The organism is Streptococcus sp. HMSC064D12, from assembly GCF_001837205.1.
In the GTDB taxonomy this organism is placed as follows: domain Bacteria; phylum Bacillota; class Bacilli; order Lactobacillales; family Streptococcaceae; genus Streptococcus; species Streptococcus salivarius_D.
This window is the reverse complement of record NZ_KV831729.1, coordinates 1-18,616: the sequence shown is the minus strand read 5'-3', so window position 1 is coordinate 18,616 and position 18,616 is coordinate 1. Positions and strand designations below refer to the sequence as shown.

Genomic DNA, 18,616 nt, shown 5'->3' with positions numbered 1-18,616 from the left:
AAGGCGGTGTCTTAACCCCTTGACCAACGGACCAAGTTCTGAGATTTTTATCTCGTTAACACTCTTATTATTATATCAGAGTATTCGATTTTGTCTATACTTTTTTTCAAAAAAAATATTAAATTTTGCTAAATTTATTCGAATTTTACGTTAGTTTTTATCTTGCTTTTACAAAGTATTGACATGTTGCTATATATTTTGTAAACTAATAGAGTTATTGGTCCCATAGCTCAGCTGGATAGAGCATTCGCCTTCTAAGCGAACGGTCGCAGGTTCGAATCCTGCTGGGATCAGATAAAAAACGCAATCTAGAACCTCTAGTTGCGTTTTTCTTTTGCCTCGATAAATAGGAAATAATTTAAAACAAATAAGGGAAGCAAAGTCGTATATAGGCTGTATTCATGTAAATATTGAGCAAACCAAGTTGAGGCTGCAACTCCTACCATAAATGTAAAGATGATAATAGTAGTGTAAGAAGCTTGTTTAAGCACTTTGGGATCCCCCTCGTCAATAGCCCTGGCAACGGTTAAAGAGGTATTCGTAATATTACCAGTCATCATGAAGGAAGCATAATTTACCCCTCTGACGCGCTTAAAAATCCCTACCTGAAGAGAGGCAAAAAATGCCAAGCCTGCAATCGTAATAGTAGAATCAACGTAAGGTGTAATAATGGCGAGAATAGTCATCAAGAGAAAGGCAAGTCTAATCGCTTGCAAATGCCATCCCCATTTATGGTTAATGAGCCACTTCTTAACAAAAAAAACAAAAAACTGACCTAAAACAAAGAAAAAAATAGGTATCACATAGCTGAAAGCTCTTGCAATATGCCCCTCAACAAGATGAATAACCAAATAAAGGAGATTACCTGTCTGAATACTTGCAAATCTTCCGTCTTGAGTATTGTAAGTATAGGCATCAATGAAGCCCCCTATATAACTCACTAGAGTTGCTACCCGTAATCCTTCAAAAACACGATAGGAGCGTTTTTTCATTCTGAACATGTCTGTTTCCTTCTTCTACTTATGGTAAGGACTTCCCTGCTGAATCATGAATGCGCGATAAATTTGCTCTACTAATACAAGGCGCATAAGCTGATGAGGGAACGTTAAGAGACCAAAACTCATTAATTGATTAGCCCTCTTTTTCACTGTAGGAGAGAGTCCCAAACTTCCCCCTATAATAAAAGTAATATCTGAATAGCCTCTAAGAGTCGCTTGCTCTAACTCTTTAGCAAATTGTTCTGAGGGAAATTGTTTTCCTTCAATAGCTAAGGCAATGACATAATCACGATCACCTACTTTAGCCAAGATACGCTGTCCCTCTTTGTCTAGGATAGCTTTATTTTCAGCTTCGCTTGCATTATCTGGGGTCTTTTCATCCGTTAATTCTATAGACTCAAATTTTGTAAAGCGTCCTAGTCGTTTGACATACTCCGCAATGCCATCTTTCAAATATTTTTCTTTCAATTTTCCAACGGTAATCAATTTAACTTTCATAGGCTTATTATAGCACATATCCACAATCTTTTAACACCTTATCCACACCTTTTTCCTGTTAAGAATCTTTAGTTATCCCTATAAAATAACTTCTTATCTACACTTTTTGAAACTTATCCACAGACTGTTGATAACTGTTCTTTAAAATCACTTTATGATATAATTAAGCTTACTTTGATATGCTTATCAAAAAGGAGGACTAAACGTGAAAAAATTTAACTGGAAAAAAATAGTAGCGCCAATTGCAATGCTTGTTATTGGCTTGCTCGGTGGTTTGCTAGGTGCCTTTATCCTACTAACAGCAGCAGGGGTATCTTTTACCAATTCAACAGATACAGGTGTTAAAACAGCTAAGACCGTATACAATAATACAACAGATACAACTAAAGCTGTTAAGAAAGTACAAAATGCCGTTGTTTCTGTCATCAATTACCAAGAAGGGTCATCTTCAGATTCTCTAAATGAACTTTATGGCCGTATCTTTGGTGGAGATGATAGTTCTGACTCTAGCCAAGACAAATCAAAAGATTCTGATGGGTTACAAGTCGCTGGTGAAGGTTCCGGTGTTATCTACAAAAAGGATGGTAAAGAGGCTTATATCGTAACCAACAACCACGTTGTCGATGGCGCTAAAAAACTTGAAATCATGCTTTCAGATGGATCAAAAATTACTGGTGAACTCGTTGGTAAAGATACTTACTCTGACCTAGCAGTTGTCAAAGTTTCTTCAGATAAAATTAAAACCGTAGCGGAATTTGCAGACTCAAACTCTCTCACAGTCGGTGAGAAGGCAATTGCTATCGGTAGCCCACTTGGTACCGAATACGCCAACTCAGTAACAGAGGGAATCGTTTCTAGCCTTAGCCGTACCGTAACTATGCAAAACGACAATGGTGAAACTGTTTCAACAAATGCTATTCAAACAGATGCTGCCATTAACCCTGGTAACTCAGGTGGTGCCTTAGTCAATATCGAAGGACAAGTCATCGGTATTAACTCAAGTAAAATTTCATCAACGTCAGCAGTCGCTGGTAGCGCCGTTGAAGGTATGGGATTTGCCATTCCATCAAACGATGTTGTCGAAATCATCAATCAATTGGAAAAAGACGGTAAAGTTACACGACCAGCCCTAGGAATCTCAATGGCCGATCTTAATAGCCTTTCTAGCAGTGCAACTTCTAAATTAGATTTACCAGATGATGTGAAAGCTGGAGTTGTAGTCGGCAGCGTTCAAAAAGGTATGCCAGCTGACGGTAAACTTCAAGAAAATGATGTTATCACTGAAATTGACGGTAAGGAAATCAGCTCAAAAACTGATATTCAAACCAATCTTTACAGCCATAGTATTGGAGATACAATCAAGGTAACCTTCTATCGTGGTAAAGAGAAGAAAACTGAAGAACTTAAATTAACAAAATCTACAGAAGACTTGTCTGACTAAGTCATTGACAAATCTGTCAAAAGACCTTTACAATAATGTAAAGGTCTTTTTTGGAAAGGAATAACATGCAAGAACAACTCAAAGCTTTACCTATTAGTGACATCTATCCCAATCCTTTTCAACCTCGTATAGAGTTCTCTGATGAAGAATTAGCGGAGCTAAGCCAATCGATTGCAGAAAATGGACTGATACAGCCAATCATTGTCCGAAAATCGGATATTATTGGCTATGAACTAATTGCTGGGGAAAGACGTTTACGTGCCTGTAAACGTCTAGGAATGACAGAAATCCCTGCAGTTGTAAAGGCAGTTACAGATCAAGACAGCCGTAAACAAGCTATTATTGAAAATTTACAACGATCGAATCTCAATCCCATTGAAGAAGCAAAGGCCTATCGTAGTTTAATTAATGAGCTAGCTTATAGTCACGAGGAACTGGCGAAAGCTATGGGAAAATCCAGACCCTATATCAGTAACGCTCTCAGACTCCTCCAACTTCCCCAAGAGATACAGACGAGTATCGAAAATGGCAAACTGAGTCAAGGACATGCTAGAGCACTTTTAGCTGTTGAGGATACAAAAAAGCAATTAACTATCTATCATCAGGTCCTTACTGAAAAATGGTCTGTTCGTACCCTGGAGAAAAGACTTCAAGGACTTCCTAAAAAACAAAAATCAAAAAAAGATATTCATATAAAAGATAAAGAAAAAGAACTTGAAAAATCACTTGGTCTCCCCGTTACTCTTCGTTATCACAAAAATCACTCTGGAACTATTCAGATCCACTTTTCGACAGAAGAAGATTTTAACAGAATTATCAACAAGCTTATTTGACCTGTGAATTGAGTAGCAAAAAGAAACAAACTTATCCACATCATAAAACGGTTGCCCTCCCTTTATTTTAGAGGGTTTCTTTTTTTATTCACAACTTGTGGATAACTCTTGTGCACAATGTGAATTGTCTTTTTCAGCTTGTGGATAACTTAAGGAACTTTTATCTTCAGACCTGTGGAAAACTTTTTTGTTTTATGATAGAATCAGAGAACAAGAATAAAGAAGGAGAATTGATGGAATGACCGAAAAAGAGCATTTTTTTTGGAATAAGCTCTTAGAGCTGGCCAAAGAGGAACTAACACAAGCCACTTTTGATTATTATGTCCTAGATACCAAGCTCATCAAAGTTCAAGATAACGTTGCTACAATTCTGCTTGAAGAAGTCAAAAAGCTATTCTGGGAAAAGAATATGCAATCTTTCATTTTGATGGCTGGTTTTGAAGCCTATAATAGTGAAATCAAAGTTGAGTACGTCTTTGACGAAGCACTCTTAAACGAGGCAAATTCAACTGTAACAAACAATGACTTTGGCAATAAAAAGGAACAGCAAACACCTGCTCTTCCTACATTGGACTCTGACTTAAATAGTAAGTACACCTTTGATAATTTTATTCAGGGGGATGAAAACCGTTGGTCAGTTGCTGCATCTTTAGCTGTAGCTGATTCACCAGGAGCTACGTATAACCCTCTATTTATTTATGGAGGACCTGGTCTCGGAAAAACTCACTTACTCAATGCCATTGGTAACAAGGTCTTACATGATAATCCTCAAGCACGTATCAAATACATTACTGCAGAGAATTTCATTAATGAATTTGTTGTCCATATCCGTTTAGATAAAATGGATGAACTAAAACTAAAATACCGTCATCTGGACGTTCTCTTAATTGATGATATTCAATCATTGGCTAAAAAATCAACGCAAGCCACTCAAGAGGAATTTTTCAATACTTTCAATGTCCTTCACAATAATAATAAACAAATTGTCCTGACCAGCGACCGTAATCCAGATCAATTGAACGAGATGGAAGAGCGTCTTGTCACGCGCTTTAAATGGGGGTTAACCGTCAACATCACACCACCTGACTTTGAAACGCGAGTGGCCATTCTTACTAATAAGATTATGGACTATGATTATCATTTTCCTCCTGAAACAATTGAGTATTTAGCTGGCCAATTTGATTCAAATGTCCGTGACTTAGAAGGGGCCTTAAAAGATATTAGCTTAGTTGCCAATGTTCGCCAGTTAGATACTATCACAGTTGAGGTAGCTGCTGAAGCCATTCGCGCACGTAAAATGGATAGTCCTAAGTTAACTCTTATTCCGATTGAGGATATCCAAACTGAAGTAGGAAAATTTTATAATGTCACAGTAAAAGAGATTAAGGCAACTAAACGAACACAAAATATTGTCTTGGCACGTCAGGTAGCCATGTATCTTGCGCGTGAAATGACTGATAACTCCCTTCCAAAAATTGGAAAAGAATTTGGAGGAAGAGACCACTCAACTGTCTTACATGCATACAATAAAATCAAAAATATGATTGCTCAAGATGACAGTTTACGCATTGAAATTGATACCATCAAAAACAAGATAAAATAATACTTGTGGATAACTATTAAAAATTATACAAACTTTTCCACAGGCTGTGCACAAGTTTAAAGCCTTGATAAAACTATGTTTTGTACACTTATGCACAGTGTCCACAAGACCTACTACTACTACTAAAATAATACTAATAAAATAAAGGAGCATCATGATTCAATTTGCGATTAATAAAGCTTATTTCTTACAAGCACTTCATACAACTCGCCGTGCTATTTCTTCTAAAAATGCTATCCCAATTCTATCAACGATTAAAATCGAAGTTACCAGTGATGGTATCTATTTGACAGGATCAAATGGGCAAATCTCAATTGAAAATAGTATCTCAGTTTCAGAAGAAAATGCAGGCCTCTTAATTACACAGCCAGGTAGTATCCTTTTGGAAGCAAACTTTTTCATTAATGTTGTCTCAAGCTTGCCTGATGTTACCCTTACTTTTGAAGAAATTGAACAATACCAAGTTTTACTGAAAAGTGGTAAATCAGAAATTACCTTGAAAGGGAAAGATGTTGAACAATATCCCCGTATTCAGGAAGTTGATAGCTTGACGCCATTACTCATGGACACAAAAGTGTTAAAATCTATCATTGCTGAAACTTCATTCGCAGCAAGCACCCAAGAAAGTCGTCCAATTTTAACCGGTGTTCACTTCGTTCTTTCAAATCATAAAGATCTCAAAGCTGTAGCAACTGACTCTCACCGTATGAGCCAACGCCAACTTGTTTTGGAGCATTCTGCAGATAACTTTGATGTTGTAATCCCAAGTCGCTCACTTAAAGAATTATCGGCAGTCTTTAGCGATGATATTGAAAACTTAGAGGTTTTCTTCTCAGCAAATCAAATTCTATTCCGTAGTGAAACAATTTCTTTCTATACACGTCTACTTGAAGGAAATTATCCAGACACGAATCGTCTCTTGTCTGATTCATTTGAAACAGAAGTTGTCTTCGAGACAGCTAGCCTTCGTTCTGCTATGGAACGTTCATATTTGATTTCTAATGCTAGTCAAAGTGGTACCGTCAAACTCGAAATCCTCAATGGCAGTGTCAGTGCCCATGTTAATTCGCCAGAAGTCGGAAAGGTGAATGAGGATATTGACGTGCAAGATGTTTCAGGTAGTGATTTGGTCATTAGTTTCAACCCAACCTACCTAATAGATGCTTTGAAAGCTCTTAAGAGTGAGACTGTCCGTGTACGTTTCATTTCACCAGTGCGTCCATTTACTTTGACGCCAGCAGATGACAGTGAGAATTTTATTCAATTGATTACACCTGTAAGAACAAACTAAAATCGAAAAAGTTATCCACTGTGGATAACTTTTTTACTAGAGAGGGAGTTTATGTACCAAATTGGAAGTTTAGTTGAAATGAAAAAACCACATGCTTGTACCATCAAAGCAACAGGAAAAAAAGCTAATGAATGGGAAGTGACCCGTCTTGGAGCTGACATTAAGATTCGTTGTACGAATTGTGATCATGTGGTTATGATGAGTCGTCATGATTTCGAAAAGAAACTTAAGAAGGTTTTATAACAGACATTGGGGAGTCTATATAATGAGGTTCTTGTGTTAAGAAAATTAGTTTACTAGCAATATAAAAACTTTCTAGAGTCCCTAATTATCTTCTTTATAGCATTCTTTGACTTGCTTTCCTTTTTATGATTCTCAAAGGGAAGTTGCCTATTTTTAACAATTTTTGTGTTATAATTAACTGAATTACTTTTTTATGGAGAAATAAATTAATGGCTTTAACAGCAGGTATCGTTGGTTTGCCAAACGTTGGTAAATCAACTCTTTTCAATGCAATTACAAAAGCGGGTGCGGAAGCTGCTAACTATCCTTTCGCGACAATTGATCCAAACGTCGGAATGGTTGAGGTACCAGACGAGCGTTTGACGAAACTGACTGAACTTATTACCCCTAAAAAGACAGTTCCAACCACATTTGAGTTCACAGATATTGCGGGTATCGTAAAAGGAGCATCAAAGGGTGAAGGTCTTGGAAATAAGTTCTTGGCGAACATTCGTGAAGTAGATGCGATTGTCCATGTGGTTCGTGCTTTCGATGATGAAAATGTTATGCGTGAACAAGGGCGTGAGGATGCCTTTGTAGATCCAATGGCTGATATTGATACAATTAACCTAGAATTGATTTTGGCTGACCTTGAATCAATTAACAAACGTTATGCGCGTGTCGAAAAAATTGCGCGTACACAAAAAGATAAAGATTCTGTGGCAGAGTTTAATATTCTTCAAAAGATTAAACCTGTTCTAGAAGATGGTAAGTCTGCACGTACGATTGATTTTACTGAGGAAGAGCAAAAAATTGTTAAGGGACTCTTCCTCTTGACAACAAAACCAGTACTTTATGTGGCTAACGTTGATGAAGACCAAGTCGCAAATCCTGATGATATTGATTATGTCAAACAAATTCGTGAGTTTGCAGCGACTGAAAATGCAGAAGTAGTTGTTATCTCTGCACGTGTTGAGGAAGAAATTTCTGAATTGGATGATGAAGACAAAGAAATGTTCTTGGAAGACCTTGGTTTGACAGAATCAGGAGTTGATAAACTGACACGCGCAGCCTATCACTTGCTTGGCCTAGGAACTTACTTTACTGCTGGTGAGAAAGAAGTGCGTGCTTGGACCTTTAAACGCGGCATCAAGGCTCCACAAGCAGCAGGAATTATCCACTCTGACTTCGAGAAAGGCTTTATCCGTGCCGTAACCATGTCTTACGATGATCTTATTAAATATGGTTCTGAGAAAGCTGTTAAGGAAGCTGGTCGCCTTCGTGAAGAAGGAAAAGAATATGTTGTTCAAGATGGCGACATCATGGAATTCCGTTTCAACGTTTAGAAAATAAAAAATAGTGCACAAGGCTGAAAAGTATTTTTCAGTCCTTTTGCTGTTTATCAAAGAGGAGAAATAATGACAAAATTAGTAGTTGGCTTGGGAAATCCTGGTTCAAAATACCATGAGACACGTCACAATGTTGGGTTTATGGCTATTGACCTAATGGCTAAGGAACTGGGATTAACCTTTTCTGAAGAAAAGACCTTTAAGGCTGAAGTGGCTTCGACCTTTTTAAACGGTGAAAAGGTTTATTTTGTGAAACCAACGACCTTTATGAATCTATCTGGTCTAGCTGTTAGAGCATTGCTAGCTTATTACAATATTCCCATGGAGGATTTTATCGTTATTTACGATGACTTAGATATGGAAGTTGGGAAATTGCGCTTTCGTCAAAAAGGTTCAGCAGGTGGTCATAATGGGATTAAATCTATCATTGCTGAAACTGGCACTCAAGAATTTGACCGTATAAAAATTGGTATTGGCCGCCCACAGAAAGGAATGACGGTCGTTAATCATGTCCTTGGAAAATTTAGTGAAGATGATTATGCCACAATTTTACTGACTTTAGACAAGGTAGAGACGGCCCTCAATCATTACCTTAAAACAAATGATTTCGAAGACACTATGAGGCGTTATAATGGCTAATACCCTATTAGATCTTTTTGAGAAGAATCATCAATTGCTTGAGTGGCGTGATAAAGCAACCCTATTGAGTAGGCAGTTGGTTATGGGATTTTCTGGTTCCAGCAAGGCAGTTGTCATGGCATCTGCCCTTTCTGAGCAGGTTCCTAAGATTCTAATCGTTACTTCAACACAAAATGAAGCTGAGCAACTAACAGGAGATTTGTCAGCTATCTTAGGAGAGGATAAGGTTTATTCTTTTTTTGCAGATGATGTAGTAGCTGCAGAGTTTATCTTCGCTTCTCCAGAAAAGACCCATTCTCGTCTCGAAAGTCTTAATTTTTTAATGGATAAAGAGTCAAGTGGAATCTTGGTTACGAGTTTAGTTGGTACTAAGTTACATTTGCCTAATCCTGAGGTTTATAAAGACTCTCGCATTGACTTAACACTAGGGGAGGAACATGATTTAGAGGCTCTCAGTAAGCATCTTACTCATATTGGATACCAAAGGGTAGAGCAGGTTCTCTCACCTGGTGAGTTTAGTCGTAGGGGCGATATTTTAGATATTTATGAACTGACTGCAGAACTCCCCTACCGTTTAGAATTTTTTGGAGATGAGATTGATGGTATTCGTCAGTTTGATAGCGATAGTCAGAAATCTTTAGATAATTTAGAGCATATTATCGTATCTCCGGCAGATGATATTATCTTAACAAGAGAAGATTACCAACGTGCTGAGAAGGCCCTAGAAAGTGCGGTCTCAAAGGCAGAAGGTCCTCATAAAGCTTACCTTGAGGAGGTTCTGTCGGTTACGATTGATGGTTACCGTCATAAAGATTTACGTAAGTTTTTGTCTCTCTTTTATGATAATGCTTACACCTTATTTGACTACCTTCCAAAGGGAACTCCTGTCTTCATTGATGATTTTCAAAAGATAGTGGACCGCCATGGACGTCTTGAGTTGGAAGTGGCTAATCTTTTAACTGAGGATCTTCATCAGGGCAAGTCTCTGAGTCATCTAAATTACTTAGTGGATTCATTTAAGACTTTACGTAACTATCAGCCAGCTAGTTTCTTTTCGAATTTTCATAAGGGATTGGGAAATCTTAAATTTGATAAGTTGTATCAATTCACGCAATACCCTATGCAGGAGTTCTTTAACCAGTTTCCACTTCTAGTTGATGAAATACATCGCTATACCAAGAATAAGGCCACAGTTATTTTACAAGTGGGGTCTGAGAAGCAGCTCAAATCTTTGAAGGAAACCTTGGAAGAATATGATTTAGATTTACCCCTTAGTAGTTTTGGAGATTTGATACCTCATAAGCCTCAGTTAGTCTTAGGAAACTTATCCAATGGTTTTTACTTTGCGGATGAAAAGCTTGTTCTTGTCACTGAACGTGAGATTTTTCATAAAAAAGTAAAACGTCGTGCGCGTGCCAGTCACGTTTCCAATGCAGAGCGTCTCAAAGATTACAATGAACTTGAAAAAGGTGATTATGTTGTACACCAGACTCATGGTATCGGTCAATTTAAAGGTATTGAGACTATTGAGATTAAAGGGGTGCATCGTGACTACTTGACCATCCAATATCAGGATGCTGCAACAATTTCTCTACCTGTTGAGCAGATTGAGAGTCTCTCTAAGTATGTATCAGCGGACGGAAAAGAACCTAAAATTAATAAACTCAATGATGGGCGTTTCCAAAAGACTAAACAAAAAGTAAGCAAGCAAGTAGAGGATATTGCCGATGATCTCTTAAAACTTTATGCTGAGCGTAGTCAACTTAAAGGTTTTGCTTTTTCACCAGATGATGATAACCAAAGGGATTTCGAAGATGATTTTGCCTATGCTGAGACAGAGGATCAATTGCGTTCTATCAAGGAAATTAAGGCAGACATGGAGTCAGACAAACCCATGGATCGTCTCTTGGTAGGTGATGTTGGTTTTGGTAAGACAGAGGTAGCTATGCGTGCTGCCTTCAAGGCGGTCAATGATGGAAAGCAAGTTGCTATCCTAGTTCCTACAACAGTTCTTGCCCATCAGCACTATTTGAATTTTAAAGAACGTTTTGAAAATCATGCCGTTGAAGTAGATGAACTCAGTCGTTTTAGAAGTAAAAAAGAGCAAAATGAGACTATTGAAAATCTAGCTAAAGGGCGTATTGATATTATTATCGGTACCCACCGCCTGCTGTCCAAAGATGTTAAGTTTTCTGATTTAGGCTTGCTAGTAATTGATGAAGAACAACGTTTTGGCGTGAAGCATAAAGAGAAACTTAAGGAGTTGAAAGCTAAGGTTGATGTCCTTACCCTAACTGCGACACCTATTCCTCGTACGCTTCATATGTCTATGTTAGGTATTCGTGATTTGTCGATTATTGAGACAGCACCTACCAACCGTTATCCAGTTCAAACTTACGTTATGGAAACCAATCCTGGTCTTATTCGAGAAGCGATATTAAGAGAGATGGACCGAGGCGGCCAGATTTTTTATGTTTATAATCGTGTTGAAACCATTGATCAAAAAGTTTCTGAACTACATGAGCTGGTCCCTGAAGCAAGTATCGGATTTGTTCATGGTCAGATGAGTGAGGTTATGTTGGAGAATACCCTCTTGGATTTCTTGAATGGTGATTACGATGTTTTGGTAGCAACGACTATTATCGAGACAGGGATTGATATCTCCAACGTTAATACTCTCTTTATTGAGAATGCAGATCATATGGGCTTATCTACTCTTTATCAGTTGAGAGGTCGTGTGGGGCGTAGTAATCGAATTGCTTATGCCTATCTCATGTATCGTCCTGATAAAGTGTTGACGGAAGTCTCTGAGAAGAGATTGGATGCTATTAAGGGCTTTACAGAACTGGGATCAGGTTTCAAAATTGCCATGCGTGATTTATCAATTCGTGGTGCCGGGAACATTCTTGGTGCTTCTCAAAGTGGATTCATCGACTCAGTCGGGTTTGAAATGTACTCACAACTCTTGGAAGAGGCTATCAATAAACGTCAAGGTAAAACTCAAGTTCGACGTAAAGGAAATGCAGAGTTCAATCTTCAGATTGATGCTTACCTCCCTTCTGACTATATTTCTGACGAGCGCCAAAAAATTGAAATTTATAAGCGTATTCGAGAAATTGAGAATCAGAAAGACTATCAAGACCTTCAAGATGAGCTTATTGACCGCTTTGGAGAATATCCAGACCAAGTTGCCTATCTCATTGAGATTGGTCTGGTTAAGGCCTATTTGGATGCTGCCTTTGCAGAATTAGTCGAGCGTAAGAACGATACTATTATTGTTCGTTTCGAAAAAGCCTCTCTTAAATTCTTCTTGACTCAAGACTATTTCGAAGCTATCTCTAAAACGCATTTAAAAGCAAAAATCAGTGATAATCAGGGGAAAGTAGAGATTACTTTTGATGTTCGTAACAAGAAAGACTATGAGATTCTTGAAGAATTAAAGATTTTTGGACAGACATTTATGGAAATCAAAGAACGTAAAGAAAAAAAAGAAGCTTAAGGAAAGTTTAAGTAAGTTTCTCTATACTATAAAACATCCTAAAACTTTTCTTTTTCATAAATCTCCTGAGAGGGTCGACTAGTGTCGATCCTCTTATTTTTGTACTTGAAAAGGCTTTAGTCCCCTATTTTCTCAAAAAAATGCTATCATAGAAGAGATATCCTAACGAAAAGGAAACAGTAACATTGAGATTAGACAAATATTTAAAAGTATCACGAATTATCAAACGCCGTCCAGTTGCTAAAGAAGTAGCTGATAAAGGACGTATAAAAGTAAATGGAGTACTCGCTAAGTCATCTACAGATTTAAAAATTGGTGACCAAGTGGAAGTTCGTTTTGGAAATAAACTTCTAACTGTCCGTGTTTTAGAAATGAAAGACAGTACTAAAAAAGAAGATGCGGCAAAAATGTACGAGATTATAAGTGAAACAAGGATTGAAGCAGATGAGCAAGAAGCCTAATATTGTACAGCTTACGAACGATTACATTGATAATGCCAATCAAGAGCAACGATTAGAGCGTGCCGAACACGAACAAAGGAATCGCTTTATGGGGTGGATTCTCTTTGTGGTTGTCTTACTCTTTATCTTGCCAACCTATAATCTGGTTGAGACCTATATGAATATCAAACAGCAAGAGAAGGAAGTCTTGTCGCTTCAGAAAGACTATGATAAATTGTCGGATCAGACAAAGGAACGAAAGGATTTGGCTAAGAAACTTAAGGATGATGCTTTCGCCGAGAAATATGCGCGTGCTAAGTACTATTATTCACGTGAAGGAGAGTCAATCTATCCTGTACCAAGCTTATTACCCTAATGAAAGATTTACTAAAAACTGTAGAAACTTTTTTAACCTATTCAGAAGCCAAGTTAGAGGAACTATCAGAAAAAAATCAGCAACTTAAAACGGAATTACCGAGGAAAGAGGAGGTGAAGAAGCAAGCATGAAAAAGCTCTTAATAGCTGCAACTGTTGTGCTTGTATCTTCTAGCCCCCTGGTCCTACTTCCTATGGAGAAGGAGCTAACTCTGACCCCAAAACAGGTCCAAAAATTGACTCAAAATACTACAGCTAGCTTGACTCAATTTAAACTGGTTCCTAAAAACCCAAGAACGATAACAACTATCCTAACTTATAAGAACAAGGATTTAACAGAATTTAAAACCAGTATCCAAGCGGATACCAAACTATCGATTTCTGCTATTTTTTGGAATGCTAAAGGTGAGCCTGTTTTCCAACTTCAAGATGGTGATTATGTAGCGGCTAGTCAGAAATCAATTGTAGACGACAGTATCTATAATCAAAAAACAGTAGATATGACCTTCTGGACTAAAGATGGTTTAACGGTATACAAAGAACCTTACGTTTTAGGAACTGAAAAAGCTGACTCCAAACTCGCTAGTTTTAAACCCATTAAGGTTAGCCAAGCAGCTCAGACGCATGCAGGGACCTACTATTTGGTAGACGGAGAGGGTTGGATTAATGCTTCTGATTTGTCAAGGATTGACAATCGCATCGAGGCTGTTCAAAAAGTCCTTAATGAGAAGTATAACAATCAAGAGCGCATCTCAGTTTATGTTAAACAGCTTGATACGGACCGAGTAGCTGCTATCAATGACGAAAAAAGCATGTATGCAGCTAGCGTAGCCAAGCTTGGAGTACTTTATTATGCACAGGAACGTCTGTCTCAAAAAAAATTATCATTATCAGATGAGTATCAATATACCTCTGCTGTAAATGGTTTTCCAGGTGCCTATGATCCAGATGGTTCTGGAAAGATTAGTAAGATGCCTGATGATAAGAATTACAGCTTGGAAAATCTGTTAAAGGCTGTAGCCCAAAACTCAGATAATGTAGCGACAAATATATTAGGTTATTATGTAACTAATCAGTATGACAAGGCCTTCCAAAAATCAGTAGATAAAGCCGCAGCGACTTCGTGGAATATGGATAAAAAGGAGTTGACTGCTAGAGCCGCGGGTACTTTGATGGAGGCTGTTTATAGACAAAATGGAGATATTATCAATTATCTTTCAAGTACGGACTATGATGGCGAACGTATTTCCAAAAACATTGATGTTCCCGTCGCTCATAAAATTGGTGATGCCTACGACTTTAAACATGACGTCGCTATTGTTTATGCAGATTCTCCCTTTATTCTATCGATTTTTACGGATAAAGAGGGCTATGACAAAATCACCTCAATTGCAGATGATGTTTATGGAATTTTAAAATAATGACACAAAAATTGTTGCAAATGATGCAAGCCAAGGGTTATTTTAACCAGCACAAGAAAATTTTAGTAGCAGTATCAGGTGGAGCAGACTCTATGAGTTTGCTGCACTTTTTGTATAACCATCAAAAAGATTTGGATATTCAGTTGGGGATTGCTCACGTTAACCATAAACAACGACAAGAGTCGGAGCATGAAGAAGCGTATTTACGTCATTGGGCAGAGGAACATAAGGTCCCTTTTCACTATAGTGCCTTCTCAGGAAAGTTTTCAGAAAATGCTGCCCGTACCTTTCGCTATGAGTTTTTTAAGCGGGTCATGAAAGATTATGATTACTCTGCTCTTGTAACAGCCCATCATGCAGATGATCAAGCAGAGACGATTTTTATGAGACTGTTGAGAGGAAGTCGTTTAAGACACCTGACAGGAATTTCAGCTATCAGACCATTTGGCACTGGTCAGATTATTCGTCCCTTTTTGCATCTTACGAAAGATCAGCTTCCCGTAACTTTCCATTTTGAAGATAGGAGTAATACGTCATTAGCCTATCTTCGGAATCGCATCAGACTGTCCTATCTTCCTACCTTATCTCAGGAAAATCCTAAATTTAAGGAGCACCTTTGTCTTTTAGCCGAGGAGATTGGTCTTATGAAGCAAGCTTTAGGGGAGTTAACAAAGGATATTACTATCACTGATTTATCTGTTTTTCAGCAACAGTCAGATCCTGTCCAGCTCTTTCTTCTTCAGAACTATTTAGATACCTTTCCTGATTTACAGCTTTCTAAAGGCCAATTTAATCAATTGATAAGTTATCTAAGGAAAAATGGTTCAGGAAAGATTCCCCTAAAAAATGGTTATGAACTAGTAAAAACACAGACTTCTTTCCTAATAAGGAAAGAAGAGGCTATCTCTTTATCCCCTTCTTGTCTCTTAGAATTTGGAAAATCTGTTGAGTTTGAGGATTATACCTTGACTTTTTCAGAATTCAATGACGTTTCTAACGCAGATACTATTAGTATTTGGTCAGATTCCCCTATAGTGATTCGTCATAGAAAAGAAGGCGATAAGATTGACCTTGGTAGTCACCATAAAAAATTAAGACGACTATTTATAGACAATAAGATTTTAGAGAAGGATCGTCAAAAAGCCATTATAGGAGAACAAGATGATCAGATTATTTTTCTTTATGTTGCTGGGCGTCTCTATTTGAAAAAAAGACCTGAAAATGCTATACTTTATGGCACTGTAGTCATTTATAAGAATTTCTAATCAAATACCATGTTCAAATAACGATGATTGAAGTAAAAGTGGTATAATAACAGAATATTGACTTCGAGAAAGGGAACCCAAATGTTAGAAAAAGACATTAAAAAAGTCCTCTTTTCCCAAGAGGATATCGTAGCTAAAACTAAAGAACTAGGACAACAATTGACAGAGGATTATGCGGGGAAAAATCCTCTACTAGTCTGTGTTTTGAAAGGTGCTGTTCCATTTATGGCAGAACTTATCAAACATATCGATACCCATATTGAGATGGACTTTATGGTCGTTTCAAGTTATGGTGGTGGAACTGTCAGCAGTGGTGAAGTAAAGATTCTTAAAGATGTTGACACTAATGTTGAAGGACGAGACATCATCTTTATTGAAGATATCATTGATACAGGTCGTACGCTCCTTTATCTTCGAGATATGTTCAAGTACCGTAAAGCCAATTCAGTCAAAATCGCAACTCTTTTTGATAAACCAGAAGGTCGTGTTGTTGATATTGAGGCAGATTACGTATGTTACGATGTTCCTAATGAATTTATCGTTGGTTTCGGACTAGACTATGATGAAAAATACCGTAACCTCCCTTATGTCGGTGTCCTAAAAGAAGAAATTTATACAAAATAAGTAAAGGTCTAATTAATTTATGAATAATAAAAATAATAATGGCTTCTTACGGAACGCTTTTCTCTACATCATAGTTATTATTGCGGTTGTAACCGGAGTACAATACTTTGCAGGAGGAAGCCAAAGCCCAAGTCAACAATTGTCTTACACACAGTTGGTTAAGAAAATTGAAGATGGTAAGGTAAAATCTATCACTTATCAGCCAGACGGTAGTATCATTGAAGTTAAAGGTAGCTACAAAAAGGCTGAAAAGGTTGATACTGACCTTAGTCTACCATTTTTAGGTAGTGCATCATCAGAGACACGTAGCTTTACATCGACTGTGCTGCAGAATGAAACAACCATGCAGAAATTGCAGTCAGCATCAGAAGCAGCTGATGTTAATGTTAAAATGATACGTGAAAGTTCAAGTGGTGCTTGGATTTCATATCTTTTTAGTTACCTACCTTTGATTGGGATTGCTATTTTCTTCCTTTTCATGATGAATCAAGGTGGTAACCGCGGTGCAATGAATTTTGGCCGCAACCGTGCTAAGACTCAATCAAAAGAGAATATTAAAGTTCGTTTCACAGATGTGGCTGGTGCGGAAGAAGAAAAAGAAGAACTTGTAGAAGTCGTAGATTTCCTCAAAAATCCACGAAAATATAAAGCACTTGGTGCACGTATCCCTAAAGGTGTTCTCCTTGAAGGCCCTCCAGGGACAGGTAAAACTCTGCTTGCTAAAGCTGTTGCTGGTGAAGCAGATGTTCCTTTCTTTAGTATCTCAGGTTCTGATTTCGTAGAGATGTTTGTCGGTGTCGGAGCAAGTCGTGTTCGTAGTCTTTTTGAAGACGCTAAGAAGGCCGAACGTGCTATTATCTTTATTGATGAAATCGATGCGGTTGGCCGTCGTCGTGGTACTGGAATGGGCGGCGGTAACGACGAACGTGAACAAACCCTTAACCAACTGTTGATAGAAATGGATGGTTTTGATGGAAATGAGAATATCATTGTCATTGCTGCAACCAACCGCAGTGATGTTCTTGATCCAGCCCTCCTACGTCCAGGACGTTTTGACCGTAAAGTTCTTGTTGGTCGCCCAGATGTAAAAGGCCGAGAAGCTATCTTGAAAGTCCATGCGAAGAATAAACCATTGGCTGAAGATGTTGACCTTAAAGTTGTTGCTCAACAAACTCCAGGTTTTGTTGGAGCTGACTTAGAGAATGTCTTGAATGAAGCAGCCCTAGTTGCCGCACGACGTAGTAAGACTAGAATTGATGCTAGTGATATCGACGAAGCAGAGGATCGTGTTATTGCTGGACCATCTAAGAAAGACCGCCAAGTTTCAGAACACGAACGTAAAGTTGTGGCTTACCATGAAGCAGGTCATACAATTGTTGGTTTAACACTTTCTAGCGCTCGTGATGTTCACAAGGTTACTATTGTTCCACGAGGTCGCGCAGGTGGTTATATGATTTCTCTACCAAAAGAGGATCAGATGTTGTCATCTAAAGATGAGCTAAAAGAACAATTGGCAGGACTTATGGGTGGACGTGTTGCAGAAGAAATTATTTTCAACGTTCAAACCTCAGGCGCTTCAAATGACTTTGAGCAAGCAACACAGTTAGCACGTGCAATGGTTACTGAATATGGTATGAGCGAAAAACTTGGACCAGTCCAATATGAAGGTAATCATGCGATGAATCCAGGACAATTTACGACAGATAAGTCTTACTCAGCTCATACAGCTCAACTTATTGACGAAGAAATTCGATCACTTTTAGTTGAGGCACATGACAAAGCAACTGAAATTATCAATGCAAACCGAGAAACACATGCTCTCATTGCAGAAGCTTTGCTTAAGTATGAAACACTTGATGCTGCACAAATCAAGTCAATTTATGAGACTGGTAAGATGCCGGAGGATTCTCTTGGAGATTCAGAAGAAGATAATCATGCCCTATCTTACGATGAAGTCAAAGAAAGAATTGAAAATAAAAATAAAGATGAAGAAGAGTAAGGAGTTTTACTCTTCTTTTTTTAGATAAATCGAGAGAAGAAATACTATTAAAAATATTATAAAAAAAGAAAATTAAAATCAATACAAGTTATTGACAAGACAGGTCAGAGATGATATTA

General features: G+C 37.9%; 17 protein-coding genes and 1 tRNA gene. 16 read left to right on the top strand and 2 right to left on the bottom strand.

Going from position 1 to position 18,616, the window contains the following annotated elements:
* Positions 1–219 precede the first annotated feature (219 nt).
* Positions 220–293: transfer RNA gene (locus tag HMPREF2697_RS03000), tRNA-Arg, on the top strand.
* A gap of 24 nt (positions 294–317) precedes the next feature.
* On the opposite strand, the gene HMPREF2697_RS02995 is transcribed toward HMPREF2697_RS03000, so the two are convergent.
* Positions 318–1,001, bottom strand: a complete 684-nt coding sequence (locus HMPREF2697_RS02995) for a YoaK family protein (RefSeq protein ID WP_013991345.1) — start codon at positions 999–1,001, stop codon at positions 318–320.
* Between the two features lie 15 nt (positions 1,002–1,016).
* Complete coding sequence (gene rlmH / locus HMPREF2697_RS02990; RefSeq protein WP_014632473.1) at positions 1,017–1,496, bottom strand: 23S rRNA (pseudouridine(1915)-N(3))-methyltransferase RlmH; 480 nt, start codon at positions 1,494–1,496, stop codon at positions 1,017–1,019.
* Between the two features lie 205 nt (positions 1,497–1,701).
* Here rlmH and HMPREF2697_RS02985 point away from each other — a divergent pair, with 205 nt between their 5' ends.
* From HMPREF2697_RS02985 to ftsH, 15 genes are all read left to right on the top strand, one after another.
* A complete protein-coding gene (locus HMPREF2697_RS02985) occupies positions 1,702–2,937 on the top strand; it encodes a S1C family serine protease (protein ID WP_013991347.1) in 1,236 nt (411 codons plus the stop codon).
* A gap of 65 nt (positions 2,938–3,002) precedes the next feature.
* Complete coding sequence (locus tag HMPREF2697_RS02980) at positions 3,003–3,770, top strand: ParB/RepB/Spo0J family partition protein (RefSeq protein WP_002887125.1); 768 nt, start codon at positions 3,003–3,005, stop codon at positions 3,768–3,770.
* A 238-nt stretch (positions 3,771–4,008) separates the two neighbouring features.
* Positions 4,009–5,373 (top strand): chromosomal replication initiator protein DnaA, encoded by a 1,365-nt coding sequence (dnaA, locus tag HMPREF2697_RS02975; RefSeq protein WP_037611169.1) that lies wholly within the window; start codon positions 4,009–4,011, stop codon positions 5,371–5,373.
* Positions 5,374–5,527: 154 nt separating this feature from the next.
* The gene (dnaN, locus tag HMPREF2697_RS02970) at positions 5,528–6,664 is read left to right on the top strand and encodes a DNA polymerase III subunit beta (protein ID WP_070849574.1); all 1,137 of its coding nucleotides are present in this window, start codon (positions 5,528–5,530) and stop codon (positions 6,662–6,664) included.
* A gap of 51 nt (positions 6,665–6,715) precedes the next feature.
* Positions 6,716–6,907 carry a DUF951 domain-containing protein gene (locus tag HMPREF2697_RS02965; protein ID WP_002886272.1) on the top strand — a complete coding sequence of 64 codons (192 nt, stop codon included), beginning with the start codon at positions 6,716–6,718 and terminating at the stop codon, positions 6,905–6,907.
* A gap of 209 nt (positions 6,908–7,116) precedes the next feature.
* Positions 7,117–8,232: a redox-regulated ATPase YchF gene (gene ychF, locus HMPREF2697_RS02960; RefSeq protein WP_002883967.1), complete on the top strand. Its 1,116-nt coding sequence runs from the start codon at positions 7,117–7,119 to the stop codon at positions 8,230–8,232.
* Between the two features lie 72 nt (positions 8,233–8,304).
* Positions 8,305–8,874, top strand: a complete 570-nt coding sequence (gene pth / locus HMPREF2697_RS02955; protein WP_013989873.1) for an aminoacyl-tRNA hydrolase — start codon at positions 8,305–8,307, stop codon at positions 8,872–8,874.
* Entirely contained in the window at positions 8,867–12,373 is a 3,507-nt protein-coding gene (gene mfd, locus HMPREF2697_RS02950) for a transcription-repair coupling factor (RefSeq protein WP_045772061.1), read from the top strand. The genes pth and mfd overlap by 8 nt, the downstream gene beginning before the upstream one ends.
* 185 nt (positions 12,374–12,558) lie before the next feature.
* Positions 12,559–12,834: an RNA-binding S4 domain-containing protein gene (locus HMPREF2697_RS02945; RefSeq protein ID WP_002883975.1), complete on the top strand. Its 276-nt coding sequence runs from the start codon at positions 12,559–12,561 to the stop codon at positions 12,832–12,834.
* Positions 12,818–13,189: an FtsB family cell division protein gene (locus HMPREF2697_RS02940; protein WP_002886276.1), complete on the top strand. Its 372-nt coding sequence runs from the start codon at positions 12,818–12,820 to the stop codon at positions 13,187–13,189. Before HMPREF2697_RS02945 ends, HMPREF2697_RS02940 begins: the two co-directional genes overlap by 17 nt.
* Positions 13,189–13,320, top strand: coding sequence for an SP_0009 family protein (locus tag HMPREF2697_RS02935; protein WP_002883955.1), 132 nt, complete (start codon positions 13,189–13,191; stop codon positions 13,318–13,320). Before HMPREF2697_RS02940 ends, HMPREF2697_RS02935 begins: the two co-directional genes overlap by 1 nt.
* Positions 13,317–14,609 carry a serine hydrolase gene (locus tag HMPREF2697_RS02930; RefSeq protein WP_070849572.1) on the top strand — a complete coding sequence of 431 codons (1,293 nt, stop codon included), beginning with the start codon at positions 13,317–13,319 and terminating at the stop codon, positions 14,607–14,609. Before HMPREF2697_RS02935 ends, HMPREF2697_RS02930 begins: the two co-directional genes overlap by 4 nt.
* Positions 14,609–15,874 carry a tRNA lysidine(34) synthetase TilS gene (gene tilS / locus HMPREF2697_RS02925; protein ID WP_070849569.1) on the top strand — a complete coding sequence of 422 codons (1,266 nt, stop codon included), beginning with the start codon at positions 14,609–14,611 and terminating at the stop codon, positions 15,872–15,874. The genes HMPREF2697_RS02930 and tilS overlap by 1 nt, the downstream gene beginning before the upstream one ends.
* Before the next feature lie 81 nt (positions 15,875–15,955).
* Positions 15,956–16,498 (top strand): hypoxanthine phosphoribosyltransferase, encoded by a 543-nt coding sequence (gene hpt / locus HMPREF2697_RS02920; protein WP_002883962.1) that lies wholly within the window; start codon positions 15,956–15,958, stop codon positions 16,496–16,498.
* Between the two features lie 19 nt (positions 16,499–16,517).
* On the top strand, positions 16,518–18,497 hold the full coding sequence (gene ftsH, locus HMPREF2697_RS02915) for an ATP-dependent zinc metalloprotease FtsH (RefSeq protein ID WP_049528173.1): 1,980 nt from the start codon (positions 16,518–16,520) through the stop codon (positions 18,495–18,497).
* Positions 18,498–18,616: the final 119 nt, after the last annotated feature.

Coding starts and splice junctions, on each gene's coding strand:
- HMPREF2697_RS02995 (WP_013991345.1), bottom strand. CDS start 1,001: ATGTTCAGAATGAAAAAACGCTCCTATCGTGTTTTTGAAGGATTACGG.
- rlmH (WP_014632473.1), bottom strand. CDS start 1,496: ATGAAAGTTAAATTGATTACCGTTGGAAAATTGAAAGAAAAATATTTG.
- HMPREF2697_RS02980 (WP_002887125.1), top strand. CDS start 3,003: ATGCAAGAACAACTCAAAGCTTTACCTATTAGTGACATCTATCCCAAT.
- dnaA (WP_037611169.1), top strand. CDS start 4,009: ATGACCGAAAAAGAGCATTTTTTTTGGAATAAGCTCTTAGAGCTGGCC.
- dnaN (WP_070849574.1), top strand. CDS start 5,528: ATGATTCAATTTGCGATTAATAAAGCTTATTTCTTACAAGCACTTCAT.
- HMPREF2697_RS02965 (WP_002886272.1), top strand. CDS start 6,716: ATGTACCAAATTGGAAGTTTAGTTGAAATGAAAAAACCACATGCTTGT.
- ychF (WP_002883967.1), top strand. CDS start 7,117: ATGGCTTTAACAGCAGGTATCGTTGGTTTGCCAAACGTTGGTAAATCA.
- pth (WP_013989873.1), top strand. CDS start 8,305: ATGACAAAATTAGTAGTTGGCTTGGGAAATCCTGGTTCAAAATACCAT.
- mfd (WP_045772061.1), top strand. CDS start 8,867: ATGGCTAATACCCTATTAGATCTTTTTGAGAAGAATCATCAATTGCTT.
- HMPREF2697_RS02940 (WP_002886276.1), top strand. CDS start 12,818: ATGAGCAAGAAGCCTAATATTGTACAGCTTACGAACGATTACATTGAT.
- HMPREF2697_RS02935 (WP_002883955.1), top strand. CDS start 13,189: ATGAAAGATTTACTAAAAACTGTAGAAACTTTTTTAACCTATTCAGAA.
- HMPREF2697_RS02930 (WP_070849572.1), top strand. CDS start 13,317: ATGAAAAAGCTCTTAATAGCTGCAACTGTTGTGCTTGTATCTTCTAGC.
- tilS (WP_070849569.1), top strand. CDS start 14,609: ATGACACAAAAATTGTTGCAAATGATGCAAGCCAAGGGTTATTTTAAC.
- hpt (WP_002883962.1), top strand. CDS start 15,956: ATGTTAGAAAAAGACATTAAAAAAGTCCTCTTTTCCCAAGAGGATATC.
- ftsH (WP_049528173.1), top strand. CDS start 16,518: ATGAATAATAAAAATAATAATGGCTTCTTACGGAACGCTTTTCTCTAC.